At 61.0% G+C, this 17,992-nt stretch carries 6 protein-coding genes; all 6 read right to left on the bottom strand.

The window, feature by feature from the left end; genetic code table 11:
- Positions 1–59: 59 nt before the first annotated feature.
- Complete coding sequence (locus VQ071_RS24420; RefSeq protein ID WP_340516868.1) at positions 60–4,916, bottom strand: S-layer homology domain-containing protein; 4,857 nt, start codon at positions 4,914–4,916, stop codon at positions 60–62.
- Between the two features lie 449 nt (positions 4,917–5,365).
- Complete coding sequence (locus VQ071_RS24415; RefSeq protein ID WP_340516867.1) at positions 5,366–5,878, bottom strand: MepB family protein; 513 nt, start codon at positions 5,876–5,878, stop codon at positions 5,366–5,368.
- Positions 5,879–5,908: 30 nt separating this feature from the next.
- Entirely contained in the window at positions 5,909–6,484 is a 576-nt protein-coding gene (locus tag VQ071_RS24410) for a 5' nucleotidase, NT5C type (RefSeq protein ID WP_340516866.1), read from the bottom strand.
- Positions 6,485–6,631: 147 nt separating this feature from the next.
- Positions 6,632–16,216: a fibronectin type III domain-containing protein gene (locus VQ071_RS24405; RefSeq protein ID WP_340516865.1), complete on the bottom strand. Its 9,585-nt coding sequence runs from the start codon at positions 16,214–16,216 to the stop codon at positions 6,632–6,634.
- Positions 16,197–16,799 carry a cupin domain-containing protein gene (locus VQ071_RS24400; RefSeq protein ID WP_340516864.1) on the bottom strand — a complete coding sequence of 201 codons (603 nt, stop codon included), beginning with the start codon at positions 16,797–16,799 and terminating at the stop codon, positions 16,197–16,199. Before VQ071_RS24400 ends, VQ071_RS24405 begins: the two co-directional genes overlap by 20 nt.
- Before the next feature lie 945 nt (positions 16,800–17,744).
- Positions 17,745–17,992, bottom strand: a 248-nt coding sequence (locus VQ071_RS24395) for an integrase core domain-containing protein (RefSeq protein WP_340516863.1), incomplete at its 5' end; no start/stop codon positions are given.

Here is a 17,992-nt window from a genome sequence, read left to right as displayed (position 1 = left end):
GTCAACAGCTCGAAGAAGCCGTCCCCGCACTGCGCGGGAACGGCTTCTTTTTCTATCGGTCAGATCAGATCCGACTTCTGCAGCAAACGCTGGATCAATGCCGCCACTTCGGCCCGCGATACGTTCGCTTTGGGCAGCAGCCTGCCGCCTTCGCGGCCGGTCACGAGACCCGCCTTGACCGCGGCGGCGATGGCGTCCTTCGCCCATCCGCCTGCGCTTGCACCATCCGTGAAGGACGAGACCAAGGACGTGTCCGCGGCTCCCGTTTTTTCCGAGAGTCCCGTCAGCTTCATCGCCTTGGCGACGATTGTCATCGCCTGCTCGCGGGTGATCTTGTCGCTTGGGCGGTACGTGCCGTCCGCGAAGCCCGATACGAGACCGTAGGCGGACGCCGTCGAGACGGCGCTCGCATACCAGGCATCCGGCGCGACATCCGAGTAAGAGCTCGTCCCCTCGCCCGGCTTCAGACCGAGTCCGCGTACGACGATCGCCGCGAATTCCGCGCGCGTCATATCCGCGTTCGGGTTGAACGTCGTCTCATTCACCCCTTGAACGATGAGGCGCGAGCCCATGTCGTTCACGATGTCCTTCGCCCAGTGCGTGTTCATGTCTGCGAAGATCAGCGGGTGCCAGACGACTGCGTACGTACTGTTCGTCAGGCTGTTGATCTTGGCGTAATACTTGCCGCTCTCCTCGACGATCTTGGTCGGTACATGGCGCACAGTGCCGTCGGAATCGATGACGATGCCGGTCGTGATCTTGCCCGGGTCGATGCCGTCGGGCAGCGCCACCGTGCGCTCGACATAGGCGTTGAAATTCGATACGTCGATCGTCTTGTCGCCATAGACGCCCGTCACCGTGAAGTCGAGCGGCGGCACAGCAATCTTGAACCCGCCGGCGGCAGCCGCATTGTCCAGCAACTGCGTCGCGGCGGCGGAAGCTTTGGCGATCGTGATGCGTACTTTGATATCCTCCAGCTTGACCGCAACGCCCAATTGCCTCGATATCGCATCGATGTTAATTTGTCCGGCAGGCAGCGTATAGGTAGCGTTGTCCGTCTTGATCTCGATGACGGCGGCCTTGTCTTCCATGTTCTTGACCATCCGGCCGTCGAGCTCCCCGATGATGACGTTGGCATCCGACTTGACCGGGATCGTCACGACCGTATGATTGCCCGCAGCCTCCAGCTTCGCCAGAAGCTTGGCCGGATCCACTGCGACGACCGTCGTCTTCACGCCGCCGATCATCGTAGTCGTCGCTCTGCCGGCGCTCTCGGCCTTGCCATTGACGAGTACTTCTACGTCGTCGCCAGATGGCGTCGAAGTCACCGGCGAGTCCGGCACCGGTGCCGGCGGCTCAGCCACGACCACCGCCGTCGTCTGGCCGAAGCGCGTGGCCTTGCCGTCCGCATCCACTTCGGCGACGGCGATCTTGTCGCCGTTCGCAGCGGTCACGAGCCCGCTCTCCGGCAGCTCGCTGTAGCCGGTCAGCTTCTCGCCTACATTCGGCACCTCCACGTTGCCGCCGCCGAAGTTCCTATAGACCAGCTTGTACCCGTCCGACACCTTCTCGGCAACCGTCAGCTTCGTCTTCCCGTCGTTCGTTGCGCCGCTCGGATCGCTCGCCGTCACGTTCAGGCCGGTTGCAGGCACCGGTGGCGCCGGCGGTTCAGCCACGACAACCGCCGTCGTCTGGCCGAAGCGCTGGGCCTTGCCGTCCGCATCCACTTCGGCGACGGCGATCTTGTCGCCGTTCGCGGCCGCTACGAGCCCGCTCTCCGGCAGCTCGCTGTAGCCGGTCAGCTTCTCGCCTACATTCGGCACCTCCACGTTGCCGCTGCCGAAGTTCCTATAGACGAGCTTGTACCCTTCCGACACCTTCTCGCTAACCGTCAGCTTCGTCTTCCCGTCGTTCGCCGCGCCGCTCGGATCGCTCGCTGTGACGTTCAGGCCGGTGGCAGGCACCGGTGCCGGCGGCTCATCGGCTTCAAATGTTGCCGTCACGTTCAGATCCACCAGTATGTTCGAATCTGTACGGGTCGCCTCCGTACCTCCGTCGCTCCAGCCGGCGAAGTGATAGCCGCTGTTCGCCTTCGCTGTGACGGCAGTGCCGGATTGTCCGATCTTGACCGATTGCGCAGCGCTGCCTTCAATCGAGCCGTTTGCGCCCGCTGTGTAGGTCAGCTTAAAGACCGGGTTCCCTAATTTAACGACACGATCCGCAGCATAAGGAATCATCCACACATTCTCGCCGTCGAACACGCCGCCTCTAAAGGGAGTTAATCCTTTCGAAAATCCGTCCGGGAAGTTCGTATAGCCGGTCATATCCCCCGTAATGGTATCGAACCTGATCACACGGTCGGAGGGCGGGTTGAAAGGCACCATCCAAATATTTCTTCCGTCAAAGGCTCCTCCGTAAAAATACTTTCCATGCTTGGAGAATCCCTGCGGCCAGTTGGAATAACCCGTCATCTCTCCCGTAACAGTGTTCAGCTTCACGATCTGATCCGCATTGGTCGGGATCATCCAGAGATTCAGACCGTCGAAAATGCCGCCTGCGAATAAAGGGGATTCTTTGGCAAACCCGTCAGGCCAGTTGCTGTAACCCGTCATCGCTCCCGTTACCGTGTCGAGTTTGATCACCCGATCGGCACCTGATGGGATCATCCAGATATTGCGCCCATCGAACACGCCGCCTGTGAAGGTGCTGCCGCTTTTATTAAAATCCAGCGGCCAGTTGCTATAGCCAGTCATCGTACCCGTCCGGGTGTCCAGCCTTACGACTCTGTCAACCGCATACGGGATCATCCAAATATAACGTCCGTCATAAACGCCGCCTACGAAGGCGGTTCCTGCCGTCGAGACGCCCTCCGGCCAACCGCTATAACCCGTCATCTCTCCCGTATCCTTGTCGATCTTCACCACACTCGACGCGGCGTAGGGAATCATCCAGATGGATTGGCCGTCGAACACGCCGCTCGAAAACGCGACGCCCTGGGTTTTCGTAATTCCGGCGGGCCAGTTTTTGTATCCGGTCATCGCACCGCTGTCTTTGTCGATCTTCACGACGCTGTCGGCGGAATAAGGGATCATCCATATGCTCTGGCCGTCGAATACGCCGCCGGCAAAAGCAATGCTCCCCCGATTCAGATCGCTGGGCCAATTGTTGTAGCCCGTCATAGACACTACGGGCCCAATAGGGTTCGGCGAGATTGTGCCGCTGTACCCGATGCCGTCCTGGTTGTAAATGCCGACCGGCTCAGACGGTTCAGCCACCACGACCGCGGTCGTCTGGCCGAAGCGCTTCGCATTGCCGTCCGCATCCACTTCGGCTACGCCGATCTTGTCGCCGTTCGCGGCTGGTACGAGCCCGCTCTCCGGCAGCTCGCTGGAGCCGGTCAGCTTCTCTCCCACATTCGGCACCTGCACATCGCCGCTGCCGAAGTTCTTATAGACGAGCGTGTACCCTTCCGACACTTGCTCGCTCACCGTCAACTTCGTCTTCCCGTCGTTCGCTGCACCGCTCGGATCGCTCGCTGTGACGTTCAGGCCGGTTGCAGGCACCGGCTGTTCCGTACCCGCCGGCTGGATGTCGTCTTCCTGAATCGTCAGATCGGCCCAGCCGACAACTAGCCCGTTTTTGTCGACCTGTACGATGTACAAATGCTGCCCTGCCGTGACCGACAGATCGAGACCCGCAGTCAACGGCATATAGCCCTGCGACGAATCGCCATAAGTGGGCCGAACTCTGCTGCCGGCTTCCCCAATCGCATACTTGAAGCTGCCCTCGGGAAGCGAATCCAGCTTGGTCGTTCCCCCGGCCGCGCCTGCGGTCAACGACAGGCCGCGCAGCTCCTCGGATTTGTAAGCAAGAATCGTGCCGCCGTCTCCGACGGCGACGAATCGGCCCCCGCCGAAGACGACGCTGCGGAGTGTCGAATCGACGCCAGGCTCCTTGCGTTGGGTCATTTCTGGCTCAACGAATACGTATTGGCCATCCTCATCCTGGGCCAGATGGAACCTCGAATATCTGCCGTTTTCGCCCACGGCGATGTATGTTCCATTGCCGTATGCCAAACTGTACAAGCCTGTAGACACAGCTTGAACATCTCCGGAGAAGGTGTCATGACTGATCAGTTGAACAGCATGTGCAGTCTCATCTGCTTCTGTATCGTCGGATGTTGTCGACAGATATAATGATTGATTCGTATCGGATAAATGAATTGCATCATAAAAGTTATCAACGCCAAGGAAGTCGACGTCCCAATTTAGTCCATCCAGTGAATAAAAACTGGTCATCATGCCTACGGCTTGGAAGTAACCTTCATTGAATTTGACATTATAAATTGGAAGAGTATTATCCATCGTACAATCCGCCCAAGCCGTATCATCGGCTGGCAGCTTCGCTTTCAATTCCTGAGCATCAAGACTATAGATCAGTCCATTGCCCTCCTCATTGTTGGCAGCGCCAACCACGACAAACTGCCCGTCGCCATAAGCGATCCCGTTGAGCGAATAGGAATCATCGTTCGTCGCGTCCGGACCGATCGTACCCACCGCCCAGTTAGAACCATCCTGCGAATAGGCGGCCACGCCATTCTCGCCGACAGCGATCAAGTAGCCGTCGCCGTAAGCGACCGCATTCAGCCGCTCCTGCGTGTCTACGATTTGCTTCGCCCAGCTCATTCCGTCGGACGAAGTCAAGATAGCGCCTTCAGCCCCGACTGCTACGAACAGCGATTTGTCTTCGGCATACACGAGCCCGCGCAGATCGCTGGTCATCGATTGGTCGCTCACATTCTGCCAATCATAATTTGCAACCCCAGCATGCGCCGCTGGTCCGGGATTGGCAAGCGACCACCCCAGCGTCAGCACCATTACAAGAATAAACAGACGATACAATTGATTTTTCCGCATGAATGCACCTCTAGTAGAATTGGACAATGTAAACAATTGTTCGTCCGTCCCCTTCCTATTTTTCCCTTTAATATATCGACATGATCAGACATATTATCGGATTAAGCTGAAAAATCTCTTAACATTTTTTTGTACATGTCGAGCGGAGTCATATCTCGGTGCACGACCCGGCACGATCTGCATAACAAAAACCGCCGAGGGAAATCCCCCGGCGGTTGTCTCATTTCGCTTGCAGCACGCTTCGCCGCCTTCGTCACTTCAGTAACGTTAATTTTCTCGCCTACAGCGGGCGCTGCTTCCTGCAGCCGCGCGTTTCTCGCTTACAGCATGGCGCCATCCCGTCATCACTTCAGTAACGTTGCTTTTCTCGCTTGCAGCGCGCGGCCCTCGTCGATCATTGGCGATGCTCCGCCGACTTGCCAGCAAATTCACTTGCCGACCCGCGCCGGCTAATCGGAGTACAGCTCCAGCAGCCGCTGCATTTGCCGCTCGTCGCGGTCATGCAGGCGCACGAAGTAAGGCAACTGCCACCGCTGCGTCGAGACGGCTTGTTTGCTGACCGGCTTATCCCATTCCGGATATACTCGCAGCGCCATCTTCCCGTCTGAAGCGACTGTTCTAATCACATTTTGCGCCGCGAGCACATCCTTCGGGAAGACGAATTGCCCGCAATAATGCCGCTCGTCATCATATGTATGGATGACCAGCAGGTCGGCGGCGGTGTCTTGCGAGAAGGGAGCATTGTTCCCGTGCCCGTCCTTCTCCCAAATGGCTGCAAACTGTCCGAGCTTGTTCGGCGTGATCTTGGCCACTCGGAATCTGACCGATCTTGCGTTCAGCCGGAATACGCCGGCGCCGTAGGCAGAATTGTGGACCTCTTCGCGAACCTCTCTTGGCGTCAGACGATTAGGCCCGTAAATTAATGCGTTCAATTCGTCCAGCGCCCGATAAAATTGAGACATCGTCCGGCTCCTTGTCCTGTGCGGCTCATGTTAATTAATCGCATCAATATTCAGCAGCGCGAGCAGTTCGTCCCATGAATGAATGCGGGGCATGTCCAGATGCCGGTTGTAGGGCTGGTCGCGCACGTATACCTGCATCGCCAGCTCTGCCAGCGTATGCAGCACCGCAGGCTTGTCGTCGAAGTAATAGTCGAGCGCCAGCTCCCGGATCACGTGAATCTTGTCCACATCGCCCATGCCGCAGTAGAATCTGCCCGGACGGACGGGGAACCCGGCTGCCGTCAGCCATGCCAGCGTCCGCTCGCAATGAGCCTGCCCTCTGGCGGTGATGTAGTAGATCTCGTGTCCCCGACGGTCCAGCTCCCGCAGCACCACGACCGCGCCCTCGTACGGCGGACAATCGCCGAAGTAAATCTCCTCGCGAAGCTCGCTCCACATCCGCCGCCCCTCCTCCAGCGTCATGCCGAAGGCATCATGGATCGGGATGCAGTCCAGCTCGTGCAGTCGCGCGATATCGATCCGTCTGTCCAACTTCTTGTTGTATAAATGAAAAGCGTGTTCCCGTAGGCGAATCAGCGTGTCGTCAATGTCGAATCCGAGCTTCATGTTCGTCTCCTTGCAGCGGTCGTCGTTATTTGATTATTTTATCAAATCCGACTCCGTACTCCTAACGCCCCTGCTGCGCGAACACCCATGCCTGCCCGCGCGCGCCAAGAGCCCCGGCCGATGATAGCCGAGGCTCTGTGCCGATCGTTATGGCTTCTTCGTAATTGTGCCGAGCGCGTCCAGCGTGCGCAGCACGACGGTCGCGGCTGCGGCGCGCGTGGCGGTGGCGCCGGGATTCAGCTTGCCGCCTGCACCCTTGAGCACGCCGCTCTTGATTGCGTATGCGACCTGCATGCGGGCCCAGCCCGATACGTCGGTGCCGTCGCGGAACTCGCCGAGCAGCTTGCCTGGATCGAGATCGTCCTTGACGATTCCCTGTGCCCGGTACAGCATGACCGCCATCTCCTCGCGCGTGATCGGGTCGGCCGGCCTGTACCTGCCGCCCGCGCCCTGCACGATGCCTGCCGCGGCCGCGATGCCGATGGCCTCGGCGTACCAGGCGTCCGGGGCCACATCGGAGAATGCCGATCCTGACATTCCCGGACCGTCGCCGCCCGCGAGCAGCGGCAGCAGCAGCTTCACGAACTCGGCCCGCGTCACGCTGCCGTTGGGACGGAACGTACCGGTCGGATCGCCGGTCACAATATACCGCGCAGCCAGCGCCTCCACATCGGCGCGGCTCCAGTGATTCGCCAGATCGCTGAACGTATACTCGGCGATGAACACCGCATACACGCCAGGCTCCGTCACTTCGACCGTGACCGCGCCGGTCTTGGCATCCACGACGCCGCCGACATACGTCCACTTCGTCTTGTCGGACGCATCCTGGCGGTACAGTCCCAGCTTGCGGATATCCGCGCCGGCCAGCTTCGATGCGTCGTACGCGATCGCGAGCTTGCCGGGCTTCGTCAATTTGCCGCCCGCGTCCAGCTTCCACTCATACGTATCCGACACCAGCTTCAGATGCGCATCCGACGGAGCGGACACACCGGTCAGCTTCGCCGCCGTAGCCTTTTTGGCCGCACCCGCAGCGCCGCCTGCGCCCGGCAGCCACAGCTTCAGCTTGCCGCCGAAGAACGACAGCTCGCCGCCGTCCGCGCCGATATCCCCGCTCTCGCTGTCAGGATCGGTCTGGCCTCCGTTGCCGCCCGGCTTATTGCCGGGGTTGCCCGGATTGCCGCCGGGATTGCCGTCCGCCGCCTTCGTCGTGACGAACAGCGATGGCTGCGAGGAGGCATTGCCTGCGATATCGACCGTCCAGATCCGCACCTCATATTCGGTGGACGGCTTCAGACCCGTAATCGTATATTTGCCGACGCCCTTGAGGACGGTTGCCGGCTCGGCGACGAATTCGTCGCCGGACTTCGCCCACTGCAGCTTGATGGCGAACAGGTCGTCGTCCGACGGGTCCGTCCAGGCGATCGTTGCCTGCGCAGCTCCCGTCGCGATGTCTCCGACGACGACAGGCCCCGGCGGCGCGATGTCCGCAGCCGCGGGCTGAATGCCCGCCGTATCCGTGCTCGTCTTGGCTGTGCTGTAGTTGCCCGCCGCATCGTAGGCGCGGACTTCAATCTCGTACGCCGCATTGGCGGCAAGTCCCTGAATGAGCGCAAACCTGCGATCTGCCGGCACCTCGATCGACGTGCCGTCTCCCGCAGCGCCGCGGGCTTTGTACACGACCTCGAATCGCATAGCGTCCGAGTCGCGCGCGGACTTCCAGGTGACCAGCGCCTCATCTTGATCTGCTTCGGCCTTCAGCTCCGTGACGGCCGCCGGCGGCGTCGTATCATGCTCCGTCACGAGCACTTCGGTCTCATAGCGTTCGCCCAGCGGGATGCCCGCATAGCTCTGCACGGCGCCGTCCACATAGACGAGGTACGTGCCGCCGATCGTGAGCGGAGCGGCCGGCGTGAAGCGGATGCGCTTCGAGCTCCCGTCGGCCAGCGGCTCGACAGGCGCCCATGTACCGGCAATGTCCTCCTGCGTCGCCGGATCGATGACGGCAAGCAGGCTGCCCGATACGGTGTCGCCGTTCACATGACGGTCGAATACGATGTCGACCGCCGTCCCTCCGGGCGCGGCCTCGACGTGGACCGGCTTCGCCGGCAGCGTCGATATCATCGGAATGTTAACGTCGAAGTGCGGCGGCAGTACCGTCAGCTCCTCGCTCTCGGCAGGCAGATAGCCCTCCTTTTCATAGAGAACCTTCCACTTGCCCTCCGGCACATCCCAGGCGTAGCGCCCGTCGGCGTCCGTGTAGAGCGGGTTCTCCTGCCCGTACCAGTCGGCATCCCAGACGTCCCAGCGCTTGGTCTCTGCATTCCAGCGCATCGCCGTCGCCTTGACGCCTTCGATTCGGTTGTCCTCCGTCACCTCGTACACATAACCGCTCGGATCGTAGATCCACTCGGGATCGGCGAGCGGCTTCTGCGGCTTTTTCGGCACGTTGCAAATGTCGTCGATGTCGTCGCTGAACCGCTTCATCTGACCCGCAAGGCTGGCGTCCAGCAGCTTGCCGAACGCATTGCTGGCGAGGAAGAGCGCGACCGTGCCGACACCGAACGTCGTCGGACCTGCAAAAAATCCGGCAAGCGAGATACCGTATTTAATCAATTCGTTGCGCACAATCTTTTTGCTCAGCACATCGACGTACGCCATCTCGACGGGGATGAGATTCGGCGGACAGTACCTTTCGATTTTGTCCCTGATGTACGCCAGATCGGCGTACGCGTCTCCCGTCCCCCGGCCATCATACAGCGTGTAGGCGGAGTCGATCGCCTTCCACGTGTTCTCGCCGGCCTTGGATTCGAACGCCAGCTTGACAGTCACCTTCACGGCGGCGAGTGCGGCGTTCAACGTCTTGACCGGTGCGGACTTGGTCTTGACGGACGATGCGATATCGTTGTACAAGTCGATATCTCCGCCAGCGCTCATATAAGCCAGCGCCTTGCCGATATCCAGCCCCGAGGCGAACTCGTCTGCGGGCAAGTATCCTTTCAATTCATACTTGAGCTGGCCTCTGTCGAACGACTCTGCGACCTGCAAGCCGTACACCGGAACGCCCGTCTCCTCGACCTGTGTCAGATCGGAGCTGGACGGCGTATAGGTCGTTCGCTCCAGCGAAGCGTCCAGCGACATGCTCGCATCGCCCTTGGCCGAAGGCAGCGTGCCCTTGAAGGTCATCGACTGCTTGCGGTCTCCTCCCTCGCGGGGCGATACGTAGAGACTGTCCTGCACCGCATCCCGGAAGGCAGGCGGCATCTGCGTCTTGAGTTCTTCTACCGAAGGCGGCGCTTCCTTCAGGCTGTCCGCGGGCTCCTTCGGCGTATAGTCGATGCCGATCGAACCGACAGCCTGGCTGTCGGTAATCGCCTGATAGACGCTGTCCTTCAGACTGGCCGGGAAGCGGGTGCCTCCGACTGTAAAGGAAACGCCGCTGACCAGGTCCGGATGATTGAACTTCACGGTCAGATAGAACGGCCATCCCGGTGCGAGCACGTAAGGGAACTTCGCTACTCCCTCGCGGGGATCGATCGTGATCGTGCGGCCGTCCGGCTGGCTCATCGTGAATTCGATCGGCTCGGCGACGTTGACATCGTAGCGGACGGTCGTCTGTCCGCTGTCCCAGGAGCCGCTGTCCGTCCGGGCCGAGGCGTACATCTGCCAGACGGCCGTCTTGCCTTCGCCCTCCATGTCGACGTTCGCAGACCAGCGCCCGGCAGGAGAAGCCTGCGCAGCCGCGACGATACGGTCTCCCGCATACACGCTGACCGCACTGCCTGCCGGCGCCGTACCGGTCACCATGAATTTGCGGTATCCCGTCCGGTCAGGCGCGATTATCGTCACTGCCGCGATATCGGCCAGTGCGACGCCGATCTCCTCTTCCTTCGACTGCCCCTGCACTTGATAAACAATATGCGGAGCGATAGCCAGCCGATCTGTGCCAGGCGTCTCGGCCATGCGCAATTGATATTGCAGCGTGCCGGACACATTCGCGCCGATCGCACCGACCGTGACGACGTAGCGCCCGTTGTTCTGCCCCGGCGTCACCGTCTGTCCCTTCCACACGACGCTGCCGGGTACGAGCGCAGCGCCCGATGGAATATCCAGTACGATCGCGCCGTCCGTCAATGCGTCGCGGCTCGTATTCGTATACTGCACGCGCACTTGCAGAGCCGAGCCGGGTGCCGGGCGATTCGTGCCGAGCAGCACCGCATTGCCCGATTGTCCGGCGAACCTTCCCTGCTCGCCGAATGCCAGCTTGCCCAGATTCAGAACTTCGCCCTCCGCGAGCTGGAACGTCCGGATCAGGACATTTTTGTCGATGTTGCTCGTGAGCACCAGCTCATACACGCCCGCGTCGGGCACTTTGATCTTGAAGTCTCCCTTGCTCATAAAGAAGCTTCTGATATACTTGCGGGTCGCGCCGCCGTTCTCAATCGCATAAAGCGCGGCGTTGCCCTGAATGCCGTCCAGACTGCCGACGGCCTGCGTGCCCTTGTCGATCATTCGCAGATCGACTTCGCCTTTGCGGTCGGCGCCGATGACAGTCGTGCCGCAGACCGACTTGTAGCCCGCTTCGGCGCCGTCCGCGCAGATCTTCACCGTCTGTCCGGCCTCCGCCTCCACAGAGAGCGGATTGCCGCTGCCATAGCTGCGGGCAGAGCTGTAGATATGGTAGTGTGTCATCTCGCGCCAGTCGAGATCGTACGGACCGACCCACTCGCCGTCGCCAGATTTGGTGTACAGCTTGATGTTAATCTGGGCCGGGATGCGTTGCCTGTAAACGATGTCGACCGTCTGTGTTCCCTGAACCGTCGTCAGGTATTTCACATCGGAGCCAAAGGAGCCTCCTGCAAACGCCTGAACGTACATGTACCCCGGCGGTACGCCCAGCGTATACTTGCCTTCGCTGTCCGTGACAGCCTTGTACGTCTGGCCCTCGAATACCGCCTTCACTGTCGCGCCCGCGACCGGCTGGCCTTGCGGGGCTGTGACCGTGCCCTCAAGCTTCGCGTCCGCCCGCCGGATCAGCGTGATCTCCGCCGTGTTGGCCCCGCCGGCCAGCGTCACGGTCTGCTCGATCGGCTCATAGCTGCCATCCTCGGGCTCGATCCGGATATGAATCCGCTGGCCGATCATCTTTTTGAAGGCGGGCAGATTGAACCTGCCGTTCGGCACCGAATATCCCGCGCCCAGAAGATTGCCCGCTTCGTCGGTGACCGTGATCTTGTTGCCCTTGCCTCTCCAGTTCGGGTTCAATATGTTGATGGCCAGAGAAGCGGGCAGCAGCGCTTGGGCGCTGATCGTCTGTCTGCCTCCCGCGACGACATCGACATCGGGCAATCGCGACTCTTCGAGCAAGTCGCGGCCGCCGGCTCCGAGCAGGCTCAGCTTGTAGTCGGCGGCCGCGGGCAAGCCCTTCAGCTCCACCGTCTTGCGCGAGCCCACTATGACGGACTGATACGCGCGCGCCTGCTGGCTGGTAATGCTCAGCACCGCGTCCTCCGGTATCGAAGCCTTGCCGCTCAACGTGACGCTGACCGTGCCTCCGACCAAGACCGGCGCGCGCAGCGCTTCGGCTGTGGCAGCATCGCCGTCCCGCGTCACCGTTCCTTTTAACGACACCAGTTGGCGGGCATCGTCCGGTACGACGAATTCTCCCTTGTAGAGACCCGCCTCACCCCGCTCGGTCAACGCTGTCTCCACCGTCCTGGATACGCCGTCGACGTCCTCGTAGGCGAGCACCGCCTGCGCCGACGCGCCCGCCGGTCCCCGCAGCGTGAGCTGCGCCGTATCGCCGTGTCCGGCATACTGACGCAAATATTGCGCGAGACCATAGGAGAAGGAAGCGATCGCGAAGCTGCCCGCAACGATGCTCTTCTCGACGGAATATGCCGCCTCCTGCTGGCTGCCGTCCACGCTGCGGACGACATAGGTGTAGGTCTTGCCGGCCAGAGCCGTCTCGTCCGTATAGCTGCGTGCGGCCGCATCGGCGATCGTCGTCAGCGGCGTCCAGTCTTCCGTGCCCGTCTTGCGCAGCACGCGGAAGGCGGCGATCGTCCCCGTCCCCGGCGCAGGATCGCCCCAGGTCAGCTTCACCTTCGCACCCTGCGAGGTCAGCGTCAGATCGGCCAGACCCTGGCCGGCCGACGTGCGCACCTCGGTCGTCGGGCCGTTCGTCGTCCACTGGCCGCTGCCCGAAGCCGCCTGCGCGCTGAACGTGTAGCGCGTATCCGGCGCAAGTCCGGTCACGACGGTCTCAAGCGTCCCGGCCGGCACATCGATCGGGACCGGGCCGCCCTCCACGCGATAGCCTCCCGTCGCATTCGCAGCGGCGGTCCACGTCAGCTTCACGCTGTTCTTGCCGACATCGGAGGCCGACAGCGTGCTGCCGGCAGGCCATGTCGCCGCCGGCGCGGCCAGTGCGACCTTCTGCAAATATACGCCCATCTTGGAGCGCTCACTGCCGCGCACCATATTCATCATGGTCGACCTATAGGCGATTCGGGAGCCGTCCGCACTGATCATGCCGTAGTATGAAGTGCTCGTGATCGGCAGCGAGGCGTCATAAGGGAGGCTGACCATCGAAGTCGTATGCGCCGTGCGATCCCTCACGAAGAGATTCGTGATCGTATCGTTGTCTCCGGGCACAAGCCCCTTCTCGCCTGACGAGAACAGTACGTAGCGGCCGTCCGCGCTGATCGCATGCCCGGTGGCGGCGCGCGGCGACTTGTCTCCTGCGCCTTCGGGAATGCCGACAGGTTCAGGTTCGGTTCCCGCCGGGGCCTCCCGATCGTAGACATAGGCGAAGTAGCTTTCATTTCTCCTGGCCATGCTGTATGTGACATATCGGCCGCCGCCGTCGATGTCGACGTAGCCGAGCGAAAATTTATTTTGGATGCCGGCCGTCACCCATACGAGTTGACTGTTAACTCTGTCGAACAAGTAAATATCGCTTGCGCTATCGCTATCGTCTTCCGAATGCGAATTGGTCGTGCTGAAGGCGAGGACGCTCCCGTCCCGGTTCAGCACTATGCCCTCATCCAGATAAGTTCCATCCGGCATCAGGACAGGCGCCAGTTCACCCGTTTCCGAATTGTACATGACGCTATAATATCTGTATCCCTCCGGCGGGTGCTGCACCATATTTTTTGCATACGTAATAAAGAATACGACCCGACCGTCGCCGCTTATATGCGGGTCTCCGCTGAAGTCATTCGACTGGCCGCCGTTCCAGGGCGTGCTGATCCTCGTCATGGAGGTCGAACCCGGCTCGTCGAACACGCCGTTGCGATCGGTATCCCTGTCGTACAGGAAGACGTCGCGCTCTCCGTTCGTATCCGCGTCTCCGGTCAGATTCGCAGCGTAGGAGTAGAAGACGATCAACCTGCCGTCGTCGCTCATGCTGCCTCCGAACGTCTCCCCGTTGCCCGCCTGCCCCGAAGGCGTGCGGCTGACGAGCTGCAGCGAACCAAGCTCGGCATCATACAGGAACAGATCCGTTTTGCCGTTGCTGTCTCCCTCGACCAGATCCGCTGCATCCGAGAGGAACAGCGTGTAGCGGCCGTCGCCGCTAATATCGGAGATGCCGGCATTGTCGCTGCCAGATGGCTTGCCGTCCGACATGCGCACATCCATCCGCACCAGCGCAGAGCCGACCGGCAGCTTGACGCGAGTCCATTCGCTCAAGGCGCGGTTGCCGTCCCCATCAATGAAGGCGGCGGCGAGTTCGTAGAATTGGCCGTTCTCCAGATTCGGCACGATCGCGCTGTTTACGCTCACCGGATAGAGCGCCGACTCATGTACGCTGCCGCCGAGCTTGCGCCATAGCAGCTTCGTGCCTGTGACATCCGGATCTGCCGACGAAGGCCATGAGACCATGACACCGCCGGACAATGGCGTCACGCCGATCGCCGCAGCCTGCGGCGGAGTCGTCTCGGGTGTGCCAAGCGTCGTAGCCGCGACTTCCGCCGACCAGCTCGACCAGCGATAGTCCGCGCTGCCCGCCGCCACGCGGTACCGATGCGCCGTGCCGGCCGCGAGGCCGTCGGCCGCATAGGAGGTGCCCGTCACGATCGCGGCCAGCCGATCGTCCTGCAGCACCTTGTAGTAGGACGCGCCGGGCACCGCCGGCCAGCTCACCGCGACATATGCCGCGCCGGGCTGCGTCGTCACGGACGCCCCTTCCGGCCATGCCGGCGTCTCGGTTGTCGGAGCGGCGTCCAGCGCGACGGCATACACATCGCTTGCCGTGTCCGCTTCGACAGCCTGCTCCAGATTTTTCGCAGCCGACTCGAAGACTAGTGTGCCGCCGTCCGCACTGATCGTCGCCTTGACGACGGCCGCATCCGCGCTGCCGCCGCCGGCCGGACGGGCCGCCCAGCGCGTCTCGCCCTTGAGCCGATCGCGTACATAAATGTCCTTTTGTCCGGTATCGGCAGGGTCATAGGCATCAGCGGTCTGGAAAGCCACATAGCGTCCGTCCGCGCTGATCGACGTCTCTTCGGCGTCTGCCGTCCCCTGCTTGCCGTCGCTGCCGACGCTTGCCAGCTCGGTCGTGCCGGCAATCCGGTCATACACATAAATTTTCCATGCCGCTCCCGTGGCACCCGGTACGATATTGTTCGCCGCGGATTTATAAGCCACATAACGGCCGTCCGCACTGACGACCGGATATTGGCTGCTCGCGTTGCCCGTCTTCCCGTCCGGCGCGCGGCTGATTTTTTTCATCTCGCCGAGCGCGGTATCGTACAGGTACACATCGCGGTACTTGGTACCACTGAACACGCTGCCGGTGTCGTCCGGCACGATATCCCGGGAGTAAGAATCAAAGGCGACATAGCGGCCGTCCGCGCTGATGGACAGGCGCGATCGTGTCGTCTCGTAGATGTAGCTCTGCCTCGTGATCAGCGTCGTTTTTTTCGTCCGGCGGTCGAGCAGCCAGATATCGCAGTTGCCCGAGCTGCTTGGCTTGCCCGCATAGGCGACATAGCGGCCGTCCGCACTGATCTGGTAGGAGCTGCCCGTACCCGCGAACTCCGAGCCCGGAACGAATTCGGCAGCCCGCTCGACCGTGCCGCTCATCGCATCGTAGAGGAACAGATCTTCATTCCCGTTCGCATCGTTTGCAATGAGGTTTTTGGCCTTGGAGGTGAACAGCACGTAATTGCCGTCGAAGCTGACATACGGCGCGTAGCTGTCGCCGTCGGCCTGCGCGCCGCCCGTACCGAGACTGATCCGCTTCGTTGTCCCGGCCACCCTGTCGCGCAGGAAAATATCCTGCTTGCCGTTCGTATCCCCTTCGATCAGGTTCGTCGATGCGGATGCGAATGCGACGAACCTGCCGTCGCCGCTCACGGACGCCGACTTGCTGTCGCCCGTGCCCGCTGCGCCTCCCGGCGCGGCGCTGATCTTGACCGGCAGGCCGTAAACGGCATTGGCAATCGAGAGCAGCCCTTGCTCCTCACCGTAGACGCCGTCTGCCACCGACGACTCTGTGTCGCCTCCGAGTCCCTCTCCGACAAGCTGCTCCAGCAGCGCGGCCAGCGGCGATCGGACATCGCTGCCGGCCGGGGCGCTGTCCGCCACGACGGCCTGTCCCAATCCGCCTGTCAGCAGCGTCGCCGCCAGCAGCCCGATCAGACCCTTCTTGAATCCGCGACCCGGCTTCCTGCCGCGGCCGGCAGCGGCCGACTTCAAGCTGCTCCGATTACGACGATATTCCCGCACGACGCTCCTCCTTGCTCCATCCGTCTCCCGTCTCCGGACAATACAGGTTCATCAAACGCCGCTCTACGCCGCGCCACTTGGCGATCCGGTACAGCAAGCCGAACATCCCCTTCTGGAACCAGACCGGCGGGCCGATCAGCAGGCTCTCGCCCATCGCGATCACGACGGCCAGCTCAAGCGGACTCTTCGGCATGCTGTTCGCGCCGGTCCTGCCGTCGCGCGCCAGGCCGTACTGCATTCTCAGGAACTTCTCGAAGCTGCGTGCCGGCACAATCTTCACGCGGAAGACGATCTCCGCCTTCCCTGCATTGTAGAACCGGTGCTTCGAGCCGGTCGGCGCTACCGCCTTCTGCCCCGGCACGAGCTGGATCGTCTTGTCGTCGCAGTCGAGCGACAGCATACCGCTCACCGCCTCGAACTCCTCCTCGAACGTCGTATGATAGTGCAACGGCGTGCCGCCGCCCGGCTTGAGCCGCACCTCCACCCACTCGTAGGCGCCTCCTGATTCCTGCGCCGTCGTCAGGAAAGTTACGGTATCACCGATTTGCGGATTGCTGATAGTTCGGTTAGCTGCTGCAGACATGTCTGATCAGACTCCTTCTCCTCGTCATTTATACTATCTAGCGTAAGCCGAGACGGCGGCCGCCGATAGTGAGCAGCCGTCATCGCTTTTGTCATCGAGGTCATATCTTTCTTGTGTGCCCGGTCATAGGCGGGAGAGCGGACGGTCCGGATGACGGTCGAAACGATGCGGAAAAGCTGCGATAAAAAGAAACCGTCAGGAGGAAATCGCCCCTGACGGTTGTTTCGTTTCGCTTGCAGCACAATCCAGCTCCCTCGTCTCTCCTGTAGCGTTGCTTTTCTTGCTTACAGCACGATCCTCCTCCTGTAGCCGCGCATTTCTCGCTTGCAGCACACTCCAGCTCCCTCATCGATCCTGTAACGGTGTTTTTCTCGCTTACAGCGGGCGATCCCTCCTGTAGCCGCGCATTTCTCGCTTACAGCACACTTCAGCTCCCTCATCGCTCCTGCAGCGGTGTTTTTCTCGCTTACAGCGGGCGATCCCTCCTGTAGCCGCGCATTTCTCGCTTGCAGCACACTCCAGCTCCCTCATCGCTCCTGTAACGGTGTTTTTCTCGCTTACAGCGGGCGATCCCTCCTGTAGCCGCGCATTTCTCGCTTACAGCACACTTCAGCTCCCTCATCGCTCCTGTAACGGTGTTTTTCTCGCTTACAGCGGGCGATCCCTCCTGTAGCCGCGCATTTCTCGCTTACAGCACACTTCAGCTCCCTCATCGCTCCTGCAGCGGTGGTTTTCTCGCTTGTAGGTAGTGAGGTCAGATCGCGCAAGCTGCGACGAGATGGTGCTTAGCATGATAACGATGAAGTTACCCTGCAAAAGTGCATGGTAGCGCCGCGTTTGGAAGGATCCTGGCTGTCACCTCGCAAAAGCGGCTAGGCCCCCTAAAATTGGAGTCATGCCCCACAATGATACCAATCTCGCACCATAGCTCGTTATTTCGTGGGATTACACTGTTCGGTAGAAAGCCGAAGCATCTTCCAACGTCTTGACCCACGCCCAAAATGCTGTTGGCGGCATGTACTTTAAGCTGCCGTGCATCTTGCGGTTGTTGTAAAAGTCCATGAACCGGTCGAGTGCTTCATAAGCTTCCTCGAGCGTCGTGAATTCGTGAATGCGAAACAGCTTCAGCTCAAGTATGCTGTGAAACGATTCAATGTAGGCATTCATATTCGGCGTTCGTGGCGGGATCCGTT

It is taken from the genome of Cohnella sp. 56 (assembly GCF_037963805.1).
Lineage (GTDB): Bacteria > Bacillota > Bacilli > Paenibacillales > Paenibacillaceae > Cohnella.
Note: the sequence above shows the minus strand (reverse complement) of the source record. Positions and strands in the feature narration are given on the sequence as shown.